The following is a 24,561-nucleotide window of genomic DNA, read 5'->3' on the forward strand; positions in this document are numbered from 1 at the left end:
CGCCAACTCTGTGACCTGCGGTTTTACAAAGGAAGATATGCATTGTGCTCGGCCTGCGCCAAAAAGTCTACTCACTTAGTCCGAATCGAAGCCAAACGGATCAAAATAGATGACAAATTAAGCCAATCCGCAGCAAAAGACGCGTGAACCCGTGCTTCTCGCGGCGGATTGACACTACAAAGCGGCCAGAATGTCGGTCAGATTATCGATAACGGCATCGGCTCGCGATTGATCGAGGTTGACGCCCTCGTGCGGACGCAGCGCCAGGACGCGGGCGCCGGAGCGTTTGCCGGCCTCGATACCCAAAGGCGAGTCCTCGATAACCAGGCACTCGGCAGGTTCCACCCCCAGCGCCTCCATGGCGCGCAGGTAGATCTCGGGATCGGGCTTAAACGCGCTGCACTCGTGGCCGCTGATGGTGTAATCCAGCACGTCGGCGATGCCGGCGATATCCACCAGCTCGTCGATCAGCTCGCGATAGGACGAGCTCGCGATGGCACACTTCACGCCACGCTCGTGCAGCTCGCGCATCACCGGCTCCGTCTGCTCGTTGAGCAGCTCGGCATACGGAACGGGGTGATCCGGGCTGTAGACCTGCTTGTACTCCACGCGCAGACGCTCGCGCAGCTCAACATCGTCGGGCACCAGCGCCTCCCAAATGGCCGGCTCGTTAGACCCCGAAAGATCGGGGATCTCGTCAAAGTGGAACCCCTTCTCCTCCATAAACGCCACGCGGCGGCGGTTGTAGAACCACTCGGTATCGACCAGCACGCCGTCCATGTCAAACAGCACTGCCTTGATCATACGCATCTCCTCCCACCTGCCAAAAAGGGACAGGTTTATTTTGGTAGGTTTTATCTGGGGCTTTGCGACGCGACAGACACGCCCTCCCCAAAGCAAAAAAGGGGATGGGGCGCAAACCCCATCCCCTCTCAATCAACCCGTAAGGTCTACTTACTTGTGATTAGTAGGAAAGCTTCCACATGTAGCGACGCATGGTCAGCGGGTGCTGACGGGCCTCGGCGATCTGGTTGCCGTACTCGCGCATAACGGCGAGGTGCAGCAGCGGGTTGAAGTAGGTGACGACGCTCGCGGGCACGGCGTCGGCCAGGCCGTAGTCCTTGGAGTCGATCAGAGCGACCTTGGCGCCCATGCGCTCAAGGAAGGTGAGGGCGCGGGCGTCCATCGGACGGGTGGCGCCATCGGACATGAGGAAGACGTAGGGCTTACCCTCGGTGGAAACCTCGAACGGGCCGTGGAAGTACTCGCCGGTGTTGTAGGCGGCGGCGTCGATCCACTGCATCTCGGTGAACAGGAAGGCGGCGTTAGAATAAGCCATCTTCTCGGAGGCACCGGAAGCCATGAAGTAGATCATCTTGTCGTCCTTGAAGTCCTCGGCGAACTTCTTGGCGAGCTTCTTGCAGTGCTGAGCGGCGTTCTCGCAGAGCTCGAAGACGTTGGTGAGGCCGGTGATCATGTCCTCGTAGTGGTCATAGCCCTCGGTCTGCTGAAGGATCTCGAGAGCAAGAGCGATGGCATAGCCGGGCTTCTCGCACTTGGCAGCGTAGTTGGCGTGGAAGCCGTGAACGATAACGTGGTCGGCGTCGACGGTCAGAGCGGAGCCAGCCTTGTTGGTGAGGGAGACGACCGGGCAGTTGTGCTTCTTGGCGGTCTTGTTGGCCTCGACGGTCTCGGGCGTGGAGCCACCGAGAGAGCAGGTGATCACGAAGGTGTGCTCGTTGACCCAGGAAGGCGTGTCGTAGTTGAACTCGTTAGCGGTGAAGATCTGAACGTTCAGCTTGTCCGTGTTGTTGGCCAGGAAGTACTTGGCGGGGTAAAGGTCGGACATGGAGGCACCGCAGCCGACGAAAGCGACGCTGTGGATCTCGTGGTTGGACAGGACGTCAGCGACGATCTGCTTAGGGAGGTTAAGGTCGATCTCGTACATCTGACACATTCCTTTCGATTTTTTGCGGCACCACATTGCCGGGCGCTCGCAGGGTTACCGTGATTTGGACCGAGTCGCCGGCCCGTTAAGGATGCGACAAAGGGACTGTCCCATTGTCACGTATAGGGATGGAAGCCTGCCTGGGGTATGGGATGCCAGGCAGGCCCCCGGGGGAAAGCGGTTAGACGCTTGGTCGCGACTAGGCCAGGATGCCGGCCGCGGAGAGGGCGATGCCGCCCACGATGGCGATCACGAGAAGCCAACCGGTGTTGACGTTCTTCTTGATGAGCCAGTACATAAGGCCGGTGAGGCCAAGGGAAATCATCTGAGGCATCATGCCGTCCAGGATGTCCTGGATAACGACGGTGCCCTCAGCGAACTGCAGCGGGGTGGTGGCGCCAATCAGCGTAGCGATCATGCCGCCCACGGACATAAGACCCACGATGCCGCAGACATACATGAGCTTCTCCATGAGGTCGCCGCCCTGAAGCTTGCTCAGGTACTCGTGGCCGCCCTGATAGCCCATCTTGGCTGCGAACCAAGTGATCAGCACAGAGGGGACGATGGAGATGAGCATGGCCAGGATCGGGCCCATGATGGAGCCCTGCTGAGCCAGCTGAACGCCCAGGCCAAAGGCGATAACGCGGATGGTGCCCTGGAAGAAGGAGTCACCGATACCGGAAAGCGGACCCATGAGGGAGGTCTTGACCGCGTTGATCGAATCGGGATCGAAGTTCTCGGGATCCTTGGCGTACTCCTCCTCCATGGAGGCGGAGAGGCCCAGAATGAAAGCGCTCGTCTGCGGGGTGCAGTTGTAGAACGCCATGTGACGGTGGTAAGCCTCTTTCTTAGCAGCGAGCTGCTTGGGGTCGGACTCATCCGGATAGAGGCGATCGAGCGTGGGAACCATGCCGTAGAGGAAGCCCATGTTCATCTGACGCTCGTAGTTCCAAGAGGCCTGGATGGCCCAGGAGCGCCAGAAGAACTGGCTGACCTTCTTGTTCAGGGACACGTCCTTGGTTGCGGTTGCCATAGTGTGTTCCTCCTTAGTCTTCGTCGTCTTCGAGCGGATCGTAGTCGGAATCGACACCGGCGGCTGCATGGGAACCGTTGAACTTGAAGCCCATGAAGACGACAGCCAGGCACACACCGATCAGAGCGACCGCGATGACGGACAGGTTGAGGTAAGCGGCGAGCAGGAAACCGATGAACAGGAACGGAGTCATACCCTTCTTGATCATCATGGTGAGCAGCAGGGCCAAGCCGTAGGCGGTCATGATCTTGGTCGAAACGTTAAGACCAGTGGACAGCCACTCGGGAACCATGTTGACGATGGCCTGAACCAGGTCGGTGCCAACAAAGACGGCGAGGAAGATCGGCAGGAAGTACATGACGGCGTACAGACCGGAGCCGGCGCAGATGTGCATACGGTAGGCGGTCTTGAACTTTCCGTTATCGATCGCGCTATCTGCCACATGGGTGAGGGCGGCGATGATGGAACGGAACACGATGCCGAGGAGCTGACCCAGGACGGCGACCGGGATGGCGATCGTCATGGCGGTCTCGGCGGAAGCATCGGTCAGGCACGCAAAGGCAGCGGCCACGATGCCGCCCAGGACCATATCGGGCGGAACGGCGGCGCCGACCTGCACCAGGCCCATGGACACGAGCTCGACGGCGGCACCGACGGCAAGGCCGGTGGGCACATCGCCCAGCAGCAGACCGACGAGCGTAGCGCCAACGAGGGGCTGCTCGAAGTTAAGACGACCGAGCAGGCGGGAGTCCCACATGCAGAACACGCCGACGAGGCCGACGAGCACCGCACTGATGAACGTATTCATACCCTTCTCCTTTCAGTCAGGCAAAAGCCTGGTTGATTACAGCTTGGCGTCGATGTCGACGCTCTGATACGTAGGGGTCTGCTGGACGTAGAGCTTAATGCCCATGTCGAGCAGCTGGTTGACGTCTGCCTTCTGGGTGGCGTCGAGGAAGACGGAGCTGTCCTTGCCGCCGACCTGATCAGCACCGTCGTGGTTGGCGGTGGCGCCCAGGTTGATGGCGTCGAGCTTGTAGCCCTGGCAGAACTGCAGCATCTCGGCAGTGTTGCCAAAGACGAACATGACGCGCTCGCCGAGGGTGTTGAGCTTGTCCATCTTGGCGAGGGCACGCTCGACGGTGAAGACGTTCAGGCGAACGCCCTGGGGCTTGGCCAGCTTAAGAGCGCCCTTCTTGATGTCATCGTTGGCGGCAGCGTTGTCGACGACGATGATGCGCTCGGCCTGAACCTTGGTGGTCCAGGTAAAGACGACCTGGCCGTGCAGCAGACGGTAGTCAAGACGTGCGAGGACGATCTTGGCGGGACCGGAGCTGTGACGGGGCGCCTTGGCCTTCTTGGCGGGAGCCGCGGCAGCCTCGACCGGTGCGTTGGGGTTGGTCAGGCCGGTGCGGGCCTCGTTGATGAGGGCCGCGAGCTCGGCGCCCTTGACGGGGACGGGGCTCATAGCGAGCGTCAGTGCCAGCGGAATGTTGAAACCGCTGACAACCGTGAACTTCGTGCCGTTCTTGGAAAGCTCGACCATGTTGTTGTTGACCGAGCTGCCGAGCATATCGGTCAGCACATAGACGGTGTCGTCCGTGTTGAACGTGGCGATCATGGCGTCCACCTTATTGGTGATGGGCTCCTTGTCGTCACGAGCAAGCGACACGACGTGGACGTTCGACACGTCGCCGAGAACCATCTCGAGCGTGTCTTTGGCGCCTGCGGCCAGGCCGCCATGAGATGCGAGAATGATCTGATTCATCTTGCCTCCTCCTTTTCGTTATGGTCATTATAACGTCTTATACGTTGCTTATATTGCTAATTAGTATAAAGACCGTTCGCGGGTGAAAATCGACCGTTGACGGGTTTAACGCACTTGAAACGTTGGGGACGGGTAGGCCAGCGCTGGCTGGATAACCCCAGGTCAGACCCTGCGTGCAATCCTCTATCGCACGAAGTACCAGGGGCTTTCCTGCACGGTGGGTTCCAGCGCGATGCCGGTGCGTTCGCGGAACAGATCCATGTCCTGAGATTTTTCGGTCCACCACGCGTTGGGCTTAAAGGTCATGCTCTCAACGACATGACCGACAAACTCACTGTTGCGCAGCTTGGAGAAGTCGGTGTTCATGATCAGGATGGACATGAGCACCAGCACAATGCCCAGGACCTTGATCGCGCCGGCGGGCTCGGCATAGATGCCAATACCGACCAAAACGGTCGCCACGGTTTCAAACGAAGCCACGACCGGCACCTTTGACGTCTCAAGATCCATCGAAAGGCCCTGCATATAGAAGATGTACGCAAGAGCCGTCGGAATAAAGCCAAAGCCCGCGAACAGCAGAATGAGCTGCGGGGACATTGCCGCGGCCACATCGGACCACGGAGCCGAAAGCACTGCCATAAAGCATCCGCCAAAGACAAAGCCCCAAAACGTCACCGCCAGAGGATGCAGCGTCTTGGTGGCCATGCGACTAAACACAGCCAGTAGCGCACCGCAAAGTCCGGCGATCACACCCGACACGACGCCCCAAGCCGAGAAATGGAAACCGGACAGGTCGCCGCTCGTCACCGCGAGCACGCAACCCACAATGTTAAAGACGATGGCGACGAGCTTGTTGGGGGTCACGTCCTCGCGATAAAGCACGCGGCCGAGCACGACGCCAAACACCGGCGAGGTGTAAAGCAGCACCGAGGCCGTGGACATGCCCACCTCGCCCATGCACTCGTAATAAAGCGTGTTAGCGGTGGCGAGGCCGATAATGCCAAGAAGCGCGCAGGGAACAAGCTCTTTAGGACTTGCCTTGAACAGTGCCATGGGACCCGAGGCTTTTCCCTCACGAGCACCTCCCTGGCAACCTATAAATGCCAAGACCGGAGCCATTAAGACAGCACCCGACAACAGGCGAAAGGCCGCCATGCTCTGAGACGAAACACCCAGGGCCGATATTCCGTTAACAAAGATTCCGATGGTGCCCCACATAAGCGCGGCGATCAGCACCAGCACATAGCCCAGATTGCTTTTCTTCAACGCAGCCTCCTCGGTATTGTTTCCAATATGTTTCATACTACGTTATAGTCGTTATATACATTTTTCAAGACACAAATCGCCGAACGGAAAAATCTGCTCGCCCACACACTCATTGGGTAGTCATTGGGGACGTCCCCAACGACTAGGACTGTCCCCAACTGCCGGCAGAAAAGGAACGCCCCCAAGTGCCACATCTGGACCAAGGCGACGCCGATGCTTTGGCAGCGTCAGCGAAAACCCGCCAGAGCGAGCAAGGTGCCTTGAAGCGAAGCGGCATTGACCTTCTGGTCATGCCGCTGAAGCTGAAAGGCAGATTTGCCCCTCTGGCGGGTTTGCAGCGTCGAGCCGTTACGCGGTTTGGTAAAACCGCGTAACTAATACTCAAGCTTCCACATGTAGCGGCGCGTCATGTAGTCCTTGTGAGTTACGGCAGAGAGCGCACGCATGTACACGTTGTTGAGGATCGGGGCAAAGATCAGGTGGTTGAAGTACTCGCTCACGCTGTCCTTGATGTCGTTGAGGCCGAGCTCCTTGGCGTCGAGCTGATAGACGCGCTCGCCACCGTACTGGTTGACGAAGCGGATGCCGCGCTCGTCGTTGCAGCGGCTGCGGCCGACGCTGATGAGCTGGAACAGCGAGGTGCGCTTGTCCAGGATCTCGAAGGGGCCATGGAAGAAGTCGCAGGTGTTGATGGTGCAGGAGTCGATCTGCAGCATCTCCTGCACGTTGCAGATGCTAAAGACGTAGGCGGCACCAAAGAGCGGGCCCTGGGCCATGACGTTGATGCAGGGCTTGTCGGCGTTCTGCTCGGCCCACTTAGCAGCGAGCGGACGGGTGTACTCGACGGCCTTGCGATAGATGGGGTCGACCAAGTCGAACGCGGCCATAGCGGTCTCGTACTCGGCATAGCCCTCGGTCTGCTGCGTAAGCTCCATGGCGATCATGGTCACGACGGCGGAGTTTGTGCGGCCCATGCAGGACTCATCGACGGCCAGGCTATCGTACTGGATCTTGTAGTCGCAGACCTCGGTAAGGCCGGACTCGTCAACATAGATGGCGATGGTACTGGCGCCGTGGTCCTTGGCGACCTGGGCGGCGACGATGGTCTCCTTGGTGCCGCGCATGGACACGACCACGGCCAGGGTGTTCTCGTTGACGTAGGCCGGGGTTGCGTGCACGAACTCGTTGCTGGTATAGCTGGAGCTCACGACCTGCGTGGCCTCGTGCTCCATAAAGTACTGGGCAGGATAGTTGCCGCCGTTGGATCCGCCAGCGCCAATCCACACGACGCGCTTGATGCCGCCCTTGTCTGCCTTGTCAGCCAAAACCTGGGAGACGACATCCTTAACCTGTTCCTGAGTAGTCATCGTGCATCAGCCTTTCTTCTCGTTTGATGCTCTCGATGCCATACAAGTTACATACATGTTTTGGTTATGTCGACTAGTTGTATGCTATATTTATCTTAGAAATTTTGCTGGTAAGGTTTTCGATAGCTCGATACCAGCGGTTTTGTTGTTGTATTGAATACATGTTTGATTAGGTTAGCATACAAGTTAGATACAGGTTGATCGTATGAACGCTTCATCTAAAAAGAAACTGAGCCAATACGAACGCTTGGCGGGCATGCTGCGCGACCGCATCGCCGCCGGCACCTACGCACGCGGAGACAAGCTGCCGTCCGAGATGGAGCTCATGGACGAATCGGGGCTGTCACGCAGCACCGTGCGCCACGCCCTTAAGGTGCTCGTTGATGAGGGCCTGGTGCGCACCGAGCGCGGGCGTGGCGCCTTTGTGGCCGACACGCCCGCGCTCCACGAGAACAACCTGGTGTTTTCGAGCTATACCAAGCAGGTCGAAGGCCAGGGCATGAAGCCCACCACGCGCACCGTGGACTCGGGCTTTGCCAAGGCGGCCGGCAGCATAGCTAAGTTCTTTGACGCCGCCGTGGGCAGCAAGCTCGTCAAACTTGTCCGCCTGCGCTACCTGGACGACGCGCCGCTGTGCCTGGAGACCACCTACCTGCCGCCAAGCTTCGAGACGCTCATCGATCGCGATATTAACGGTTCACTCTACGCCACGCTGCGACAGGAGTTCCATCGCGCGCCGGCACAGGGGCATAAGACCTTTGAGGTGTGCTACGCCTCGCAAAACGAGGCGTTTTTGCTCAACGTTGAGCGCGGGCAGGCGTTGATCCTAATCACCGACTACGTCTACGACACCGACGGTCGCCCGCTCCACGTCTCCAAGCGCATCCAACGCACCGACCGCGCCAAATACACCGAGCCCATCGGCTAACCTGCCAAAATAAACCTGTCCCTAAATGGTAGGTTTGGGGAGGTCGGGGAACCAGGTTGGTTTGGGTTGGTTGGGTGTGCGCTCGGCCAGGACCAACTCCATCCAGCACATGTCGTACCAACGGCCGAACTTTTGGGCGCAGCGGTCAAAGGCACCCACCAGGCGATATCCCATATGGGCATGGAAATCCTGGCTGTTGTGCGTCAGGTACTCGTCGTCCTTGTCGTGCGGCACGGCGATGAGGGCGCACATGTTGGTGATGCCCATCGCGATCAGGCATTGCTTGAGCGCATCGTGCAGCTTGCGGCCCAGCCCGCCGTGACGCACGTCGCGCGCCAGGTAGATCGACGTCTCGACCGACCAGTCGTATGCCTCGCGGCTGTTGAGCGGACTCACATAGGCATAACCTACCGGACGCCCGTCCAGCTCCATCACCAGATACGGATAGCGCTTGAGCGTACGCTCGATGCGCCCGGCGAACTCCTCAACGCTCGGCACCTCGTATTCGCAGGTAATCGCCGTCTGGCGCACATACGGCTCATAGATGGCAAGCAACGCCGGTGCGTCTTCGGGCGTCGCCAGGCGAATCGTCGGCTCGGACATCTCGGTCATACAACCCTTCCTCCTCAAAAACAAAGGCCGCCTTGCGCCAAACCCAGCGCAAGGCGGCCCCGTCATCATGTCAACTTACAGGACAGCCGCCAGTGCGTCGATGTCCTCCTGCGTCGTGGCCCAGCTGGTGCAAAAACGCACCACCGTGTGGGTATCGTCGTACTTTTCCCAGTACTCGATCGCCGCATGCTCGCGAATGCGGGCCATATCCTCGTTGGGCAGAATCACGAACTGCTGGTTGGTCGGCGTCTCCAAGAAGAACCGGTAGCCGCGCTCGTGCAGCACGCGACGCAGCGTCTGAGCGGTCTCAATCGCCTGGCGCCCAATCTCAAAATACAGGCCGTCGGTAAAGAGCGCCTCAAACTGCACGCCCGTGAGGCGGCCCTTGGCCAGTAACGCACCGTGCTGCTTAATGCGCGGAATGGGATGCGCCGGAGCATGCATGCCGCAAAACACCACGGCCTCGCCGCACAGAGCGCCGCACTTGGTGCCGCCGATGTAGAACACGTCACACAGCTGTGCCAGCTCGGGCAGGGTAATGTCGCACTCATCGGCCGCCAGCGCATAGGCCAGGCGAGCACCGTCCACAAACAGCGGAATCTGGCGCTTCTGGCACACTGCGTGAATCGCCGCGAGCTCGGCCTTGGAGTACAGCGTGCCGTACTCGGTCGATAGGCTCACGTACACGGCACCCGGGAACACCGTGTGCTCGTAGCTCTCGTTTTCGTAGAACACCTGGATATAGCTCTCGAGGTCCTCGGCGTGCATCTTGCCCTCGTAGCCGGGGATGGTGAGCACCTTGTGACCGCCAAACTCGATGGCGCCCGCCTCGTGGCAGGCAACGTGGCCAGTCTCAGCAGCAACGACGCCCTCGTACGGCGCGAGCAGCATGTCGATCACCGTCGCGTTGGCCTGCGTGCCGCCCACCAGAAAAAACACGTCGGCATCGGGGGCCTGGCAGGCCTCGCGGATAAGCTGCTTGGCACGCTCGGTGTGTACATCGGTACCGTAGCCGGGCTGCGGCTCCATGTTGGTATCGACGAGCGCCTGCAGCACTGCCGGATGTGCGCCGTGGGAATAGTCGTTGTTAAACGCGAGCATGGCAATCCTCTCTTACCGGGTATCGGCCAGATGATTCAAACGGAGCTATTGTACGCCGTTGGGATAGGCAATGCGCGCGGCAAGGCACTCAAGTGCCAGTACCAGGGCAAAGCCGCAGCTCACGTCGCTCAAAAAGTGCGCACCGATCACGATGCGGCCAAGCGCGACGAGCGCCGCAACCACAGCCGCCGTCCAAAAGACCACGCGGCGGCGCGACGGCTTTTCCTTAAAGGCGGCTGCAGGAAGCCCGGCGAGCATAAGGCCGATCGCCGCATGCGCCGTGTGTCCGCTCGCAAACGACTTGAACCCGTCCTTGATCACGCCGGCGGCGATATAGGTCCACTTGTCGGGATTGCCGATCACCCACCACGGCTGAAAATTGAGCCCCGGCGTGACCTCGATCACGCGCATGCGCGGGCGCGACCACAGCGGCTTGACGATCACGTTGAGGATAATGGCCTGAGCGACCCACACGGCAAGCACCATCAACGCCCAGCGTGTGAGTTCGTCGGGCGCGGTCGTGCGCGTGAGGCGATAGACGATAAGGTTGGCGGCGATGACCAGCACAAACGTCAGCACCAACTGAACAGCGATGAGTTTGCCGCCGACTTTCAGGGACGAGACGATCTCGTAGCCGGCCAGGCCAACGTTGACGAGGATGCCGAGCACGGCGAGCCATTTGCTCCCTCTGGAATCGGGACGCACCGCGCGCACGAGCATGACGCCCGCGACGCTTGCCGTCAGCTCGAACGGCAGCTCGCCGGCGGCCTCGATAAGGCGACCGTACATGCTACCGATGTTGAACAGCGCACTCGAGATCTGATAATCGAAGAAGCTGCCCACGCCCAGACAAAGACACAGGACAACCGCGATCATGGCGACATCTTTTTTATAGATGTATCCGAACATGCTTTCCTTTCGATGGGGTCAGAATCAACCTGCGAGGCGGCGGGGCAAAGAGCAGCTGATAGCTCCGTCCCGCCACGCCCCTACTTGTTAGTCGTCGTCGCTGGCACCCAGCTGCTGCAGCAGCATGAGCGCGGCCGCCACCGGGCCGGTGCCGTCGTTGGCATCGAGGCCGCGACCCAGGCCGCTGCCCGCGCCGGCGCCCGCCTTGTAGGGCACCGACAGCTTGCGACTCTTGGGGAAGTTCACCGCGCCATAGCGGGTCTTTAGTTCAAAGGCCACCTTCTTGGGCACGTCGACGCCCAAAAACGTGATGCGGCCGCCACTGAGCGTGACGCTCTCGAGCCCCAGGCGCTCGCCGCGAATGCGGATGCGCGCGCGATTGAACAGGTTGAGTCCCGCCAACGGCAGCTCGCCATGCGCGGCCTCGGTCTCCTCCTGCACCTCGTCGATACTCTCCAGGTCCTCAGCCGCAGCGAGCTTGCGGTACACGAGCACGCGCTGGTCCACCGCCGGCATGTACTCCTCGGACAAGAAGTAGTCGGCCGGCAGATTAATGCCCACGCTCGCCGCCTCCACGCCGGCGTCATCATCGCCGCGCGCCTCGGCCACTGCCTGACCCAGCATCTGCGTAAACAGATCAAAGCCCACGCTCGACAGGTTGCCGTGCTGCTCGGCGCCCATGAGCGAGCCGGCACCACGGATCTCCAGGTCACGCATGGCGATACGCATGCCGCTGCCCAGGTCCTGGAACTCGGAAAGCGCGGTCAGGCGCGCCGTTGCCTCCTCGGTGAGCGGCAGCTCGCCCGGGAACATAAAGTACGCGTAGGCCTGCGTGGCAGAGCGGCCCACACGGCCCTTGAGCTGGTAGAGCTGCGCCAGGCCCAAACGCTGCGAGTCCTCGATGATGAGCGTGTTGGCCGTTGCGTTGTCGATACCGCTCTCCACGATGGTCGTAGCGATAAGCACGTCAATCTTCTTGGTCGCGAACTCGATCATCACGTCCTCGACCTCGCGCGGGCTCATCTTGCCGTGTGCCACGCCCACGCGCGCCTCGGGCGCGGCCTCATGCACGCGCGCCACGGCGTCATCGATGGTCTTAACGCGGTTGGACACGTAGTACACCTGGCCGCCGCGGCCCACCTCCAGGCGAATCGCCGCGCTCACCACATCGGGGTCGTACTCCCCCACGTGCACGATCACGGGACGACGCCCGGTGGGCGGCGTGGTGATCAGGCTCATGTCGCGCACGCCGCTCGTGGCCATCTGCATGGTTCGCGGAATAGGCGTTGCCGAAAGCGTGAGCACGTCAATCTGCTCGCGCAGGTTCTTGAGCTGCTCCTTGTGCTGCACGCCAAAGCGCTGCTCCTCGTCGATGATCACTAGGCCCAGGTTCTTGGGGTTCACATCGGCCGAAAGCAGGCGGTGCGTGCCGATAAGCACGTCAATCGTGCCCTCGGCAAATGCCTTGAGCGCGCGCTTCTGCTGCGCCGGCGTGCGGAAGCGGCTGAGCACCTCGACCTCGAGGCCAAACGGGGCAAAGCGCTCAAAGAATGTCTCGTAGTGCTGTTGGGCCAGAATGGTCGTGGGGCAGAGCACCATGACCTGGCGGCCGGAGTCCACGCACTTAAAGGCCGCGCGCAGGGCGACCTCGGTCTTGCCAAAGCCCACGTCGCCGCACAGCAGGCGGTCCATGGGCTTGGGCGCCTCCATGTCGGCCTTGATGTCGGCGATAGCCTCCAGCTGGTCACGCGTCTCGTCGTAGGGGAAACTCTCCTCCATCTCGATCTGCTCGGGCGTATCGGGCGGACAGGCGATACCGGTAATCGACGAGCGGCGCGTATACAGGTCGACCAGGTCAAACGCCAGCTTTTTGGCATTCTTGCGCGCCTTGTTGGTAGCCCGCGTCCAGTCGGCGGTGTTGAGCCTGGTCAAGCGCGGTTTATCGCCGTCGGGACCAACATAGCGCGTAATGCGGTCAACCTGCTCCAGCGGCACGTAGAGCTTGTCGCCATCGGCGTATTCCAGCAAAAAGTAGTCGCGTTCCTTGCCACCCACTTCCTGGCGCGCGATCTCGCTAAAGAGCGCGATGCCGTGAGTGGCGTGCACCACGTAGTCGCCCGGCTTAAACGGGAAGGTGATCTGCGTAATGTCAACCTTGCGGCGGCTGCGCGCGCGGTTGGCATCCATGCGGGCGTTGAGGTCGGCGATCGAGAACACGGCCAAATTGGCGTCGGGCACCACCACGCCCTGCGGCAGGGCAGCGTCCACAAAGGTCACGCGCCCGCGCGAGATGGTGGGCACGGCGGCGCCGGCGGCAGCCTGCGCGGCGCCCGCCTCGAGCGAGCGGGCGTTGAGCGCGTCGGCGCGACGCTCGCGAATGGAAGCATGGGCCTCCTGGCGTGCGGCGCGATCGGCGGAATCCGCCGCTGCCACGCGCACGCGGTCGCCGATGGCACCGGCATTTTCGGGCGCCGCGGTCAGCGATTCCTCAAAGGTAATGCCCTCGTCGCCAAAGGTGAGCTCCATCGACTCGCGCGCGCCGCGGTCGGGAATGGCAAACACGCAGGCGTAGCGCTTGCCCACGACTTCCTGAATGCGCGTCATAAAACGGTTGTCCGAGCCCGCGATGGCCGGCTGCTCAATCTTGAGCTCGGCCGTCACCGCACCGCCGGCACGGATGAGGCTCACATAGTTCAAGCGCTGCTGGGCACCAAAATCGAGCTGCTGGGCACGTACATACAGGCCATCCAGTCGGTCAACCCCCGCCTCGCCGGCACGGGCCTCGATATCCTCATAGGCACGCAGGCAGTCGTCGAACAGCGAACGCGGCTCGGACAGTACCACGAGCGCCTTGCCACTCACGTGTGACAGCGGACTCACGGTCTGGCCGTACATCACCGGCAAAAAGCGGTCGAGCTCGGGCGTGACGATGCGCGCATCCACCATCTCGAGCAATGCGGCCAGTTTGCTGTCGTCCTGGCTGGCGCGATAAAGCGCCACATGCATGTTGTGGACGGCCTCGTCGGTAAGCGCCAGCTCACGGCAGGGGAAGATCTCGATGCTGTCCTCGTTGCCGATGGTCTGGCCCGTTGAACTCACCATGCGGCGGATGCGGTCGATCTCGTCGCCAAAGAACTCAATGCGCACGGGCGCTTTTTCCTGCGCGGGAAACACCTCGACGGTGTCGCCGTGCACGCGGAACAGGCCGGGCGCGTCGGCGGCGCCGGCATTGGTGTAGCCCATGCCCACCAGACGCTGCGGCACCTCGTCAAAAGGAATCTCCTCGCCCACCGCAAAAGTAGTGGACTCCCAGTAGCGGCTCTCGACCGGCGGCACGCAGCGCAGCAGCGCGCGAGCCGAGGCGACCATGATGCAGTTGTCGCCGCGCACGATGCGCCCGAGCGCCTCGCAGCGCTGGGCTACCACGGCGTCGTCGGGCGCCTGCTCGCGCCAAGGGTAGTCCTTGCGCTCGGGAAAGCGGCACACGCGCGCGAGGCCCACATAGGCGGCCAGACCACGTGCGGCGCGATCGGCCGCATCCTCGCCACTCACGATGTAGACCGTGGGGCGCGGACGACGCGCAAACTGGGCGGCGGCCATAAGCGTGCGGCCCGACTGCGACACGGCCAGCGTCACGTCCTCGCCAGAATCGAGCCCGGCCTCGACGGTCTGCAGTGCCTCGGCAGTGTAGAGCTGCGCGGCTATACGGTGAATGAGCATGCTGTTCCTCCGGCATTGCAACGCCAAAAGCCCGCCGAGGCAAGCTCGGCGGGTCGTACGTCAAATACATTGTCTGTCATGGTAGCGCATGGAGAGGACTCCGGCTCAAGGGCAAACCCAGCCCCGCAAAAAACGCCAGACGAAGATGCGTTCCGCCCTACCCCGCTACGCGCACGCTGGGGCACAAATCTGCCAGCGGGCACTCGTCACACTTGGGTTTGCGGGCGTCGCAGATCTCGCGACCGAAGGTGATCCACTGATGGTTAACCGACTCCCAATACTCGTGCGGCAAAATCTTGAGCAAATCCTGCTCGGTCTTGAGCGGCTCCTTTGCATGCGTCTTGGGACTCAGCATCAGGCGGTGCGCAATGCGGTTGACGTGTGTATCGACCGCGATGCCCTCGACAATGCCAAATCCCACGTTGAGCACGATGTTCGCCGTTTTGCGCCCCACGCCCGGCAGTTTGACGAGCTCCTTCATGTCGGCCGGTACCTCGCCGCCGTAATCGGCGACAATCATCTGCGCGGCCTCCACGGCGTGCTTGGCCTTACTCTTATAAAAGCCAAGCGACTTGATGGTATCGGCCACATCGGCCACGCTCGCCCCCGCCATGGCCTCGGGTGTGGGCCACTGGGCAAACAGCTTCGGCGTCACCTTGTTGACCTGCGCGTCGGTCGTCTGCGCCGAGAGCAGCACCGCGATGAGCAGCCTAAAGGGATTCTCGTGATCCAAAAAACACTCGACCGGGCCATAGCGACGGTTGAGGCGCTCGCACACCTCAACGGCGCGCTCGCGTTTGGCGGCATTGGTCTCGCGTGGCATATCGACTCCTCGGCTCGGCGGCATAACAAACCTATGGGCACGATTGTCCCACGTATGGGGTCTTTACGCCTCCAAAAATGCGCCGGTCTGGCGGCCCCACAGGCTCGCATACTCGCCGCCCGCCTCGACAAGCTGCGCATGCGTACCGTCCTCGACAATCTCGCCGTCCGCCAGCACCACGATGCGGTCGAGCGCCGCCACGGTGGACAGGCGATGTGCCACCACAATGGAGGTGCGGCCGCGCATCAGGTTCTCGAGCGCCTCCTGCACCAGCGCCTCGGACTCACTGTCCAGGGCAGACGTCGCCTCGTCGAGCACCAGAATCGGCGCGTCGGTCAGGATAGCGCGGGCAATGGCCACGCGCTGGCGTTGGCCGCCCGAAAGCTTAACGCCGCGCTCGCCCACCATGGTGTCAAAGCCACGGGGCGGGCGGTCGATAAACTCGGTCGCGTTAGCCAAGCGAGCCGCCTCGCGGATCTGCTCGTCGGTGGCGTCGGGGCGACCGTAGGCGATATTCTCGCGAATGGAGCGATGGAACAGTAGCGCCTCCTGCGGCACGTAGGCAACCTGGCGGCGCAGGCTCTGCTGCGTGCAGCGCGAGACGTCCTGGCCGTCCACGAGCACGCAGCCGCCCTGTACGTCGTCCAGGCGCAGCAACAGCTTGGTGAGCGTCGTCTTGCCCGAGCCCGATTTGCCCACCAGGCCCACGCGCTGGCCCGCCGCCACATGGAGCGTCAGGTCGTCGAACACGCTCTCGCCCGCCGCGGCGTCACGGTATGCAAAGCTCAGGTGCTCAAAATCAATCGCACCCTCGCCCACCTTGAGCTCGGGAGCGTTCTCGTCGTCCGCTACCAGGCGCGGCTCGTCCAGCACGCGCGTCATCTCGGCCGCATCGCCCAGCGCGCGGTTGATGCGTTGCATCATGGAGCTCACGTAGTTCAGACGCATGGTGAGGTTGTACGTATAGGTAAAGATCATGACGAGCGCGCCGGCCGAGATGCCAAACCACGCGTTGCCACCCGCGACGAACACACTCACCACGGCCATGGTGATGACGATAAGGCCCGAGGTCGTAAAGTTGCGCTGCATCATGGCGTGCATCGAAACCGTTTCAGCATCGCGCGCGGCGCGGTCGGCGGTATCGAACAGGTCGCGCTCAAAGTCCTCGCGCCCACAGGTCTTGACGGCCAGGATATTCGTGACCGCGTCGGACAGCACGCCCGACAGTTTGTTCTGAGCGGCGGACGTCGCGGCCGAAAGCGGCATGATGCGCTTGTACATAAGCCAGACAAACGCAATGTAGACGACCATGATGCCCACCAGGATCACGGTAAACGTCGGCACCACCGGAGCGAGCGCCGCCACCGTGCAGACAACCGAGGTGATGGTGGGAATGAGCGAATACACCGTCACGTCGACCAAGCCCGTGTAGCCACTCATAAAACGACTCGTCTGGCTCACAAGCGATCCGCCAAAGCGGCTGGTGTGAAATGTCATGGATTGATTGGAGAGCGTGTCAAAGCACAGGCGCGCCAGGTGATAGTTGCCCGCAATCTCGAGCTTGTAGACGGTGTAGTCCTGCAGCTTGGAGAGGATCTGGCCCACTAGGTTAACGAGCACGAGCGCCAGAATGTAGGGGCCAAAGACCTCGAATACTTGGTCGCCCGCCACGGGACCCGCTTGGACGCGGTCGACGATGAGGGCCATCACGTAGGTGTTGGCAAACGTGAGCAAAAAGATGTAGCCCGCCGACGAGAACACCGAGAGAAAGACGATCAGTGGCCGCGTGCGCGTGACGTCCCAAAAGCGCTGCAGCGTGCGGCGCACGGTGGAGCGTTTGAGCGGACTGGTGTTTCTCTGAGACATGGGCTTCCTTTCGCGTCTGATAGGGCGAAACGCCATTGTTGCACACTAAAGCGCACTTCAGACAAGTGCGACGCGAAAAGCGCCCGCGTCCCGCGCTTGCGCAGGCGCCCCGCCGTCAGATGCAGCTAGTCCTCGTCTTTTTGGTCTGCGAGCAGCTCCGCAGACGTGAGTCCCAAGATCTCGTCGGCCTCCCGCGCGTCTTCCAGCGCGTCGATATCCTTGAGCTTGCGCTCCATAACGTTGGTACGCGTGGTGATGATGCCCTCGACCGTCTTTCCTGCGGTCTCAATCTGCTGCTGGGCGCGGCGCAGCGCCGCCTGATAGCGCGGCAGCTCGGCCTTGACGGCAGAGAGCACGCGCAGCACGTCATCGGTGCGTTTTTGCAACTTAAACGTCTGGTAGCTCATCTGCAGGCTGTTGAGGATGGCCGCCATGGTGCTGGGGCCGGCAACGTTAACGTGATAGTCGCGGCCCAGGGTCTCGATAAGCCCGGGGCGGCTGACGACCTCGGCGTACAGGCCCTCAAACGGCACGAACATAATGCCAAAATTGGTGGTCGCGGGCACGCTCAGGTACTTTTCGCAGATGTCCTTTGCCTCGCGTTTCACCATAGCATCGAGTGTCTTGCGCGCGGTGGCCACAGCTTCGGCATCACCCGACTCTTGCGCGTCGAGCAGATGCTCGTACGCGTCGCCCGGGAATTTGGAGTCGATCGGCAGTAGCACGGGATCGCCCTCGTCCACCGGCAGCTTGACGGCAAACTCAACGCGCTCCGAGGCGCCGGGCTTGGTGGCGACGTTTTCCAGATACTGGTCGGGCGTAAGGATGTCCGCCAGGATTGCACCCAGCTGTACCTCGCCCAAAATGCCGCGCGCTTTTACATTGCCCAGCACGCGCTTGAGGTCGCCCACGCCGGTGGCAATGGACTGCATATCGCCCAAACCCTTATACACGGCCTCGAGCTGGTCGCTCACCTGCTTAAACGATGCAGACAGGCGATCGTTGAGCGCACGGGAGAGTTTCTCGTCCACCGTCGCGCGCATCTGATCGAGCTGCACGTTGTTGTCCTTGCGGATGGCGCCCAGCTGGGCATCGACCGTCTCGCGCACCTTGTCCAGGCGGTGCTCGATGCCCTCGCGGTTGGCACCGAGCTGTTGGGCCGTCTCGCGGCGAAGGTCATCCATACGGTCGCCAGCCTGCGAGAACTCACGCGCGATGGTCAGGTAACGCTGCTGCTCTACGGCCGCATCGGTCGTCTGCTGCTGCGCGATGGCATTTGCCGTGCGGCGGGTTTCTGCCAACGCGACGTTGAGGGTGTCGAGCGCGTTGTTGGCCTGCTCGAGCGCAGCCAGCATCTCTGCCCCGTCATCGCCACGCTCCTGCAGCTCGGCGCGAAGGCCCTTGAGCTGCAGGGCACAAGCCACAGCAACCCCCACCGCCACCAAGACGATCACAACAAGCACGATATCAATAGCAGACATAGACTTCGCCCAACAAACTCAATCGACCATCAATCAAAACCGCGATCAATCTTACCCCGCCACACGCACCGGGCGCCCGGCGCCTTCTTGGGTGCTTCTCTCTTCCGCATATTCCATAATACGGCGCGCTGTCTTCCTGCTCACCTTTGAGTCATCACCGGCTAAGTATGCGTAAACGTTTCCCTTATTCAGGTGCAGAGCACGGCAGAGGCCATAGCGCGTTTCACCCGATTCCTCCAATGCTCCCAGCGTTTTCTTTCTCATCAGGGCGTTCACCCTTCTGTCGACCGTCGGCTTTTCCTTCACCGCTCTATACGCACGCCAAACGTTGGCATAACGATTAGGAAGTTTGTCCTCGGCGCATAGAGATGCCAGGCTACCCGTTTGGGCGTACAAGGACAAAACGCCTCGGTAACCCTCTTCCATCCACAAACCCTCGGATAAGCCCAGAACGTATTCGGCTTTACCCTGTGCCAAAGCGAGCAAAAACAGGGGCTCCGCCACGCGCGGCGCAACCGTCGTCGCCTGCTTAACCAGTTTTCTAAAACTGAGCGACTGCTGTCCGGATAGCTCTCGGCAATAGCCTTTTAAGAATCCCTCAAAGGTCAGATTCAACCGAGCACCTCCTTTTTGTATTGGCTGTATGCGCAGACCATCTCTTGATAACTCCGCTCCGAAGGCGACGACGCCAGCGCCTCGCCCTCGTCGAATATAAGCCGTTCGAGCAGTCCCCAATCAAGTCGGTCGACGAATGCCTGGCTATGAAGATCGACGATGTCGTTCGGGCGGTAGGCATAGAGCTTCATTACCGCCAGGTCCTCCAAGGATGGCGTAAAGTACCTGATAAAACGCGCCCCAATATCCAAGGGGATCAAACGATCTTCGTAATTGAATGGCATCTGATTACAATATGCCACCGCCATACCATTCACCTCGGGGTATCGAGCTATGATCTCGCGGAGGCACCTGTCTGCCTCAAACACATCGATGTCATGTGTAACCGAACGATTCGTCACATCGTTTAGCATGAAGGCGCCTCCTCCCACCAATACAACGCTCGGCCTGTCGTCTCTTGGACCTATTTCCAGCTCTGCCTCTTCGTCAATGCCCAACAGAGTCTGTTCTAAATCCTGCTTATACATAACAAATCCTATTATTATTCATCTTCAATAATACTATTCAGTCGCACGACAGGACCAACAGGATGCAAGAATTCCGCTCGTGGCGATAATCCCTACACCCTAGAAGTCCTAATGTGACAAACGCTAACTCTCCCAGCCGGCGCGGATTGTTGTTATGACATCGCCTAGGCGCTGGCCGAGGGCCGACAGATGTTGGAGCACTTCGCCGGGCGAAGCACCGTTGAGGATGCAGGTGAGCGCATACGACGCCAGAAAGATGGCCGCAAGCCCTAACGGGATGAGCACGATCATCGCCAATGTGCGCAAGCGCTGGCCCACACGGCGACGACGCGCACGACACTTGTCGAACGCGAGCTCCTGCGCATATGAATCTTGCTGTACGGAATAGGCCTCTGGTGCCGATTCGCACCCGGGCACAGCTGCAGGTACAGCAGCGGGCACGACATTTTGCGCAAAGGGCTGGACTGCCGCCCCTTGCATTTGTATCTCCATGAGTCGTTGCTGCTGACGCAACATGCGCTCGGCTTGCTGCTGCGGAGTCTCAAGAAACAGATCCATGCTGGCCTCCAAAATCGGAGCATTCGACGCTTACGACCAGCATCCCGCACCGCCATGACCGCGACAACGCAATCGCCGGCAATAGCCACAAAGTTTCTTTTGCTCAAAAGCTGTCGAAAAGCTCAACAACTCCCCTACCAGCACTTTCTCTGAGCTTTTTTCGCCAGCAATCTTTTGGCCTTCCACCCTTACGCCAACTGACCAAAATCTAACCAAAAGCTTGACGAAAATTGTGGAGACCGGGACCCCACACAAAAAGTGCCGCCCCAAAGGGGCGGCACACAAACTTATTATCAGCTTTTCTGTAACGAGCATGCGACGACTCAACGCCGGGGCGCAGGGCGGGGAAACCTTTGCCTCGCGCGACCCTGCGAAGCCGTGAGCGAGAGGGGAAGGTTTCCCCGCCCTGCGCCCCGTGGTCGGTGAGAACAGACTACATGCCCGCGAGACCGCGGGCGGCGGTGGCGCACAGAAACGCCAAGGCTAGAATCACGAGCGAGCCCGCAATATCGGCCACCACGCCCGCAAAGCGACGCTCAAACAACCAGCTCTCGAAGTGCGGGGCAACGTTGCGCCAAACACGCCACAGCAAGATGCCCATACCGATGACGCCCGGGATATTGAGCAGTAGGATCTCGGAGCACAAAAGACCGATCAGGTTACCGGCGGCAAAGCCCGCATCACCCTCGCAGTATTTGCGGTAGACCATATACAGCATGTACGCCACAAACGGCTGCAAGCACGCAGAAATAAACGAGACCACCATCGAGGGGTCCTGCGAAAAGACCTCGGTGAGTTTATCGACACTCGTGGCGTCCTTCGAAGCCAAGAATAAACCGATAACCACAAGGGGCACCACGCCCAAAATTACCTCGACCAGAGTAAACAACTTGGCAGTCAAATCCTCACTAGCCGAATTCAAATGAGGCGCCCACTCAGGATGAGCATGCGCGCCGACTTTCTTGTCCTTCTCGGCACGATCGGCCTTTTTACCCTCGGCAACCCGACGACCAGGATCCTTGCGAGTTCCCGCCGCAGCAACCCGAGCCCGAGACTTCTTACCCATAACCAACACCTCACAAGAGGAAACGAATAGCCAACGCTACCCAGTGTACCCTCTAAGCAACGTCACCGCCCCAACCGGCCCCCACAAAAACGTGCCGCCCCATAAGGGGCGGCACACAAACTTCTTATCAGCTTTTCTGTAACGAGCACGCGACGACCCAACGCCGGAGCGCAGGGCGGGAGGCCGGATTGCCTTCCCTCAACGCGACCCTGCGGAGCCGTGAGCGGGGAGGGAAGGCGATCAGGCCTCCCGCCCTGCGCTCCGCAGCAGCCAGCGCCAAGCGCTAGTAGTTCACCACCTGCTCCTCAAAGTACGCCTTCGGGTGGTTACACACCGGGCACACCTCAGGCGCCTCGGCACCAACGTGCAGGTGCCCGCAGTTCAGGCACTTCCATACCTTCACGCCCTCACGCTCAAACACCTCGCCCGACTCGATGCGCTCGACGAGTTTGTTGTAGCGCTCCTCGTGGGCCTTCTCGACGGCGGCGACACCACGGAACTTCTCGGCGATCTCGGCAAAGCCCTCCTCCTCGGCGGTCTTGGCGAACTCGTCGTACATCGTGGTCCACTCGTAGTTCTCGCCCGCGGCGGCGTCGCGCAGGTTGTCCAGAGTGCCCGGAACGGCGCCGTCGTGCAGATACTTAAACCACAGCTTGGCGTGCTCGGACTCGTTGCCCGCCGTCTCGGCAAAGATATTCGAAATCTGAACGTAGCCATCCTTCTTGGCCTTAGATGCGTAGTAGCGATACTTGGTGTGTGCCTGGGACTCACCGGCAAAAGCGGTCTCGAGGTTCTTCTTGGTTTGGGAATTCTCAAAATCCATAGGTGTACTTCCCTTCAACACGTGCCGCCCATAGGCTTTGAGCGACCTTGTCTTTAGGATGCCCTCATGCCGGAAATCTAAACCTTACAATCCTGTTCTTCAGATTTGCACAGGCTAGATGCTCAGCCAGCGATCGCCCTCGGCTCGGCAAAAGCCCTCACGCTCCAGATCGGCAAGAATACTTGCGACCAGCTCGCGCTCGACCGAATCTCGGCCGGCTGCCGTCTCCATCTCGTTAACGCCTGCAACAGCTTCATCAACCGTAATCCCCGCCGGCTGCCCATCGCGCGCTGCCAACAACATACGCACGATATGCGCGCGCTTTTGGCGGCGCGAGCCCTCAAACTTGGACTGACGACTATAGCCCGCCGACCGCCTGGACGGATTGGGCAGTGTCTTTTTAAGATACGCGCCGTAATCCAGCAATGCGTAATACCACGCGCGCGGCGTGTCGGCATCGTCTTGAGGCGCGGCAAAGGGCGCGATCTCGTCCGCCGCCGCACCGGGGACCGCCGGACAGGCAGCTTGGATCAGCGGCACCAGTTCGCGATCGGGAACGGCCGGCACATCGGGAAAGAAATGATGCAAAAAGACCGTGCGCACATTGGTCTCCAAATACACGCCCGGAAGATCAAACGCAAACGAACGGATACCCTGCGCCGTTGCCGGGCCAATACCAGGCAGAGCGACCAAGTCACGCGTCTCACGCGGAAACTCCCCGTCCCAGTCCTCTACAACGCGCTGAGCGGCCCCGTGAAGCGCCAGAGCGCGTCGGTTGTAGCCCATGCCCTGCCAAGCGTCCAAAACATCGGAAGGCGCGGCCTGGGCAAGCGCCTGCACAGTCGGAAAACGATCGAGCCACACCGGCATGCGCGCCTCCACACGCGGCACCTGTGTTTGCTGCAGCATGACCTCAGAAAGCCAAATGATGTACGGATCGCGTGTGCGGCGCCACGGAAGGTCGCGATAACGCAGGACCCCTTCCGAACGAATCATCGAACGAAAGGGGTCCTGAATCATGGCTATGCTCCTTATGCGGCGCTATTCCTCCCGGTAAGCGCACGCGCAGGTGGCGTACTCGGGAAACGCTTCGCGGTTGGCGAACTTGGGATCGACGGCCGGGAACTGGCGGTGAGCGACGATGTCGCCGAGCGAAACGGAATCGAGGTAGTCGCGCATCAACGCCTGAGCTCCGGCCCACAGGGGATGATAGCAGCACGCGCCCATGCGCGCACAGTCACCATCGGGCGCGGTGCAATCGTTCATAACCATAGGACCCTGAACGGCCTCGACGACCTGGCGGATAGTGACGTCGTCCGGACTGACCTTGAGACGCATGCCACCGTGGACGCCACGCAGGCTCTCCACAATACCGGCCCGGACCAAACCGTGCTGAATCGAGCGGGCAAACGAATACGGGACATTGACCTCTTCGGCAGCGGTGCGAACAGAAAGCAAACACTCCGGATCCTCAGCAAGCATCGCCAGCATTCGAAGGGCGTAATCAGTCTTCCTCGATATGTCCATTTTTCCCCTTTCAAGGAATACGAACAGCTCGAACGAGCTCCGGGGCCGAGCTTGTGTCGAGACGCTAAATGACCGCCAGGACATCCAAATGGTAAATCGGATATCCACTGAGTGCCGCGCTTGGAGCGAAATGCATCAGATGCGGCGCACAGTGCAATTTAGTATAGCCTAACCCCCTGTCTCGTAGAACAGGTGTTGCGCAACAAAGCTGTTGTTCAGACAGATATACTTATTAGATTTTACTTGCGTTCCCGAAGGCGCGGGGATTCTGGGCGAAGATGCACCAGGGCGATCGTTCTATCGAAACAAAGTGCATCAAACGCAAAAAGCCACGTCCGAAGACGTGGCTTTAATTGCGTTGGCGGGAAGTACGGGGCTCGAACCCGCGACCTCCGACGTGACAGGCCGGCGCTCTAACCAAACTGAGCTAACTCCCCAGGCAGACGTTCGCGTTTGTTTCCGCTCGCGTGTGCTGCGGGGATTAGTATACACAGAAGTCTGTCTGGCGCGCAACAACTTTTTTGAAAAAATTTTTTGGGTCCCTCCCCTTGATTATCAACTTTATCCGAACACCTCCCACATTCATCCGCACATGTGCGGATGAATGTGGGAACCCGATACCT

Annotated in this window: 22 protein-coding genes and 1 tRNA gene; 1 reads left to right on the forward strand and 22 read right to left on the reverse strand. The window is 60.5% G+C overall.

Translation table 11 applies throughout. The annotated features are described in order from the left end of the window. Positions 1-174 precede the first annotated feature (174 nt). From ABG996_RS03630 to ABG996_RS03660, 7 genes are all read right to left on the reverse strand, one after another. The gene (locus tag ABG996_RS03630; RefSeq protein WP_347478034.1) at positions 175-804 is read right to left on the reverse strand and encodes an HAD family hydrolase; all 630 of its coding nucleotides are present in this window, start codon (positions 802-804) and stop codon (positions 175-177) included. Between the two features lie 160 nt (positions 805-964). After that, complete coding sequence (locus ABG996_RS03635; RefSeq protein ID WP_347478033.1) at positions 965-1,948, reverse strand: SIS domain-containing protein; 984 nt, start codon at positions 1,946-1,948, stop codon at positions 965-967. A 199-nt stretch (positions 1,949-2,147) separates the two neighbouring features. Next, positions 2,148-2,981 carry a PTS system mannose/fructose/sorbose family transporter subunit IID gene (locus ABG996_RS03640; protein WP_035136780.1) on the reverse strand — a complete coding sequence of 278 codons (834 nt, stop codon included), beginning with the start codon at positions 2,979-2,981 and terminating at the stop codon, positions 2,148-2,150. Positions 2,982-2,994: 13 nt separating this feature from the next. Continuing rightward, positions 2,995-3,789, reverse strand: coding sequence for a PTS mannose/fructose/sorbose/N-acetylgalactosamine transporter subunit IIC (locus tag ABG996_RS03645; protein WP_006235136.1), 795 nt, complete (start codon positions 3,787-3,789; stop codon positions 2,995-2,997). A 36-nt stretch (positions 3,790-3,825) separates the two neighbouring features. Continuing rightward, positions 3,826-4,749, reverse strand: a complete 924-nt coding sequence (locus ABG996_RS03650; protein ID WP_347478032.1) for a PTS sugar transporter subunit IIAB — start codon at positions 4,747-4,749, stop codon at positions 3,826-3,828. A 183-nt stretch (positions 4,750-4,932) separates the two neighbouring features. After that, the gene (locus ABG996_RS03655; RefSeq protein WP_347478031.1) at positions 4,933-6,015 is read right to left on the reverse strand and encodes a DMT family transporter; all 1,083 of its coding nucleotides are present in this window, start codon (positions 6,013-6,015) and stop codon (positions 4,933-4,935) included. Positions 6,016-6,389: 374 nt separating this feature from the next. Next, a complete protein-coding gene (locus tag ABG996_RS03660; protein ID WP_118226093.1) occupies positions 6,390-7,382 on the reverse strand; it encodes an SIS domain-containing protein in 993 nt (330 codons plus the stop codon). A 205-nt stretch (positions 7,383-7,587) separates the two neighbouring features. Here ABG996_RS03660 and ABG996_RS03665 point away from each other — a divergent pair, with 205 nt between their 5' ends. After that, entirely contained in the window at positions 7,588-8,310 is a 723-nt protein-coding gene (locus ABG996_RS03665) for a GntR family transcriptional regulator (protein WP_347478029.1), read from the forward strand. A gap of 21 nt (positions 8,311-8,331) precedes the next feature. Here ABG996_RS03665 and ABG996_RS03670 read toward each other — a convergent pair whose 3' ends face one another. The 15 genes from ABG996_RS03670 to ABG996_RS03740 form a co-directional block, all read right to left on the reverse strand. Then, positions 8,332-8,922 carry a GNAT family N-acetyltransferase gene (locus ABG996_RS03670; RefSeq protein ID WP_347478028.1) on the reverse strand — a complete coding sequence of 197 codons (591 nt, stop codon included), beginning with the start codon at positions 8,920-8,922 and terminating at the stop codon, positions 8,332-8,334. A 75-nt stretch (positions 8,923-8,997) separates the two neighbouring features. Continuing rightward, positions 8,998-10,023 (reverse strand): threonine aldolase family protein, encoded by a 1,026-nt coding sequence (locus ABG996_RS03675; protein ID WP_347478027.1) that lies wholly within the window; start codon positions 10,021-10,023, stop codon positions 8,998-9,000. A gap of 45 nt (positions 10,024-10,068) precedes the next feature. After that, the gene (locus ABG996_RS03680; protein ID WP_347478026.1) at positions 10,069-10,932 is read right to left on the reverse strand and encodes a phosphatase PAP2 family protein; all 864 of its coding nucleotides are present in this window, start codon (positions 10,930-10,932) and stop codon (positions 10,069-10,071) included. 87 nt (positions 10,933-11,019) lie between these two features. Continuing rightward, on the reverse strand, positions 11,020-14,652 hold the full coding sequence (gene mfd, locus ABG996_RS03685) for a transcription-repair coupling factor (protein WP_347478025.1): 3,633 nt from the start codon (positions 14,650-14,652) through the stop codon (positions 11,020-11,022). 157 nt (positions 14,653-14,809) lie between these two features. Then, positions 14,810-15,475 carry an endonuclease III gene (nth, locus tag ABG996_RS03690; protein ID WP_271743087.1) on the reverse strand — a complete coding sequence of 222 codons (666 nt, stop codon included), beginning with the start codon at positions 15,473-15,475 and terminating at the stop codon, positions 14,810-14,812. 63 nt (positions 15,476-15,538) lie between these two features. Beyond that, positions 15,539-17,341 carry an ABC transporter ATP-binding protein gene (locus ABG996_RS03695; RefSeq protein ID WP_347478024.1) on the reverse strand — a complete coding sequence of 601 codons (1,803 nt, stop codon included), beginning with the start codon at positions 17,339-17,341 and terminating at the stop codon, positions 15,539-15,541. A gap of 125 nt (positions 17,342-17,466) precedes the next feature. Next, positions 17,467-18,822: a DNA recombination protein RmuC gene (locus ABG996_RS03700; RefSeq protein WP_347478023.1), complete on the reverse strand. Its 1,356-nt coding sequence runs from the start codon at positions 18,820-18,822 to the stop codon at positions 17,467-17,469. A gap of 51 nt (positions 18,823-18,873) precedes the next feature. Continuing rightward, on the reverse strand, positions 18,874-19,437 hold the full coding sequence (locus tag ABG996_RS03705; protein WP_347478022.1) for a hypothetical protein: 564 nt from the start codon (positions 19,435-19,437) through the stop codon (positions 18,874-18,876). Then, complete coding sequence (locus tag ABG996_RS03710; RefSeq protein WP_052043995.1) at positions 19,434-19,964, reverse strand: DUF6036 family nucleotidyltransferase; 531 nt, start codon at positions 19,962-19,964, stop codon at positions 19,434-19,436. The genes ABG996_RS03705 and ABG996_RS03710 overlap by 4 nt, the downstream gene beginning before the upstream one ends. A gap of 123 nt (positions 19,965-20,087) precedes the next feature. Then, a complete protein-coding gene (locus ABG996_RS03715) occupies positions 20,088-20,522 on the reverse strand; it encodes a hypothetical protein (RefSeq protein ID WP_347478021.1) in 435 nt (144 codons plus the stop codon). Between the two features lie 433 nt (positions 20,523-20,955). Continuing rightward, complete coding sequence (locus tag ABG996_RS03720; protein ID WP_347478020.1) at positions 20,956-21,588, reverse strand: hypothetical protein; 633 nt, start codon at positions 21,586-21,588, stop codon at positions 20,956-20,958. Positions 21,589-21,871: 283 nt separating this feature from the next. Continuing rightward, positions 21,872-22,411, reverse strand: a complete 540-nt coding sequence (gene rbr, locus ABG996_RS03725) for a rubrerythrin (RefSeq protein ID WP_006235152.1) — start codon at positions 22,409-22,411, stop codon at positions 21,872-21,874. Positions 22,412-22,525: 114 nt separating this feature from the next. After that, positions 22,526-23,431, reverse strand: coding sequence for an HhH-GPD family protein (locus ABG996_RS03730; protein ID WP_347478019.1), 906 nt, complete (start codon positions 23,429-23,431; stop codon positions 22,526-22,528). A gap of 21 nt (positions 23,432-23,452) precedes the next feature. After that, positions 23,453-23,938: an RrF2 family transcriptional regulator gene (locus tag ABG996_RS03735; RefSeq protein ID WP_347478018.1), complete on the reverse strand. Its 486-nt coding sequence runs from the start codon at positions 23,936-23,938 to the stop codon at positions 23,453-23,455. A gap of 359 nt (positions 23,939-24,297) precedes the next feature. Next, positions 24,298-24,375: transfer RNA gene (locus ABG996_RS03740), tRNA-Asp, on the reverse strand. Positions 24,376-24,561: the final 186 nt, after the last annotated feature.

It is taken from the genome of Collinsella aerofaciens, assembly GCF_039836695.1.
Classification (GTDB): Bacteria; Actinomycetota; Coriobacteriia; order Coriobacteriales; family Coriobacteriaceae; genus Collinsella; species Collinsella aerofaciens_BD.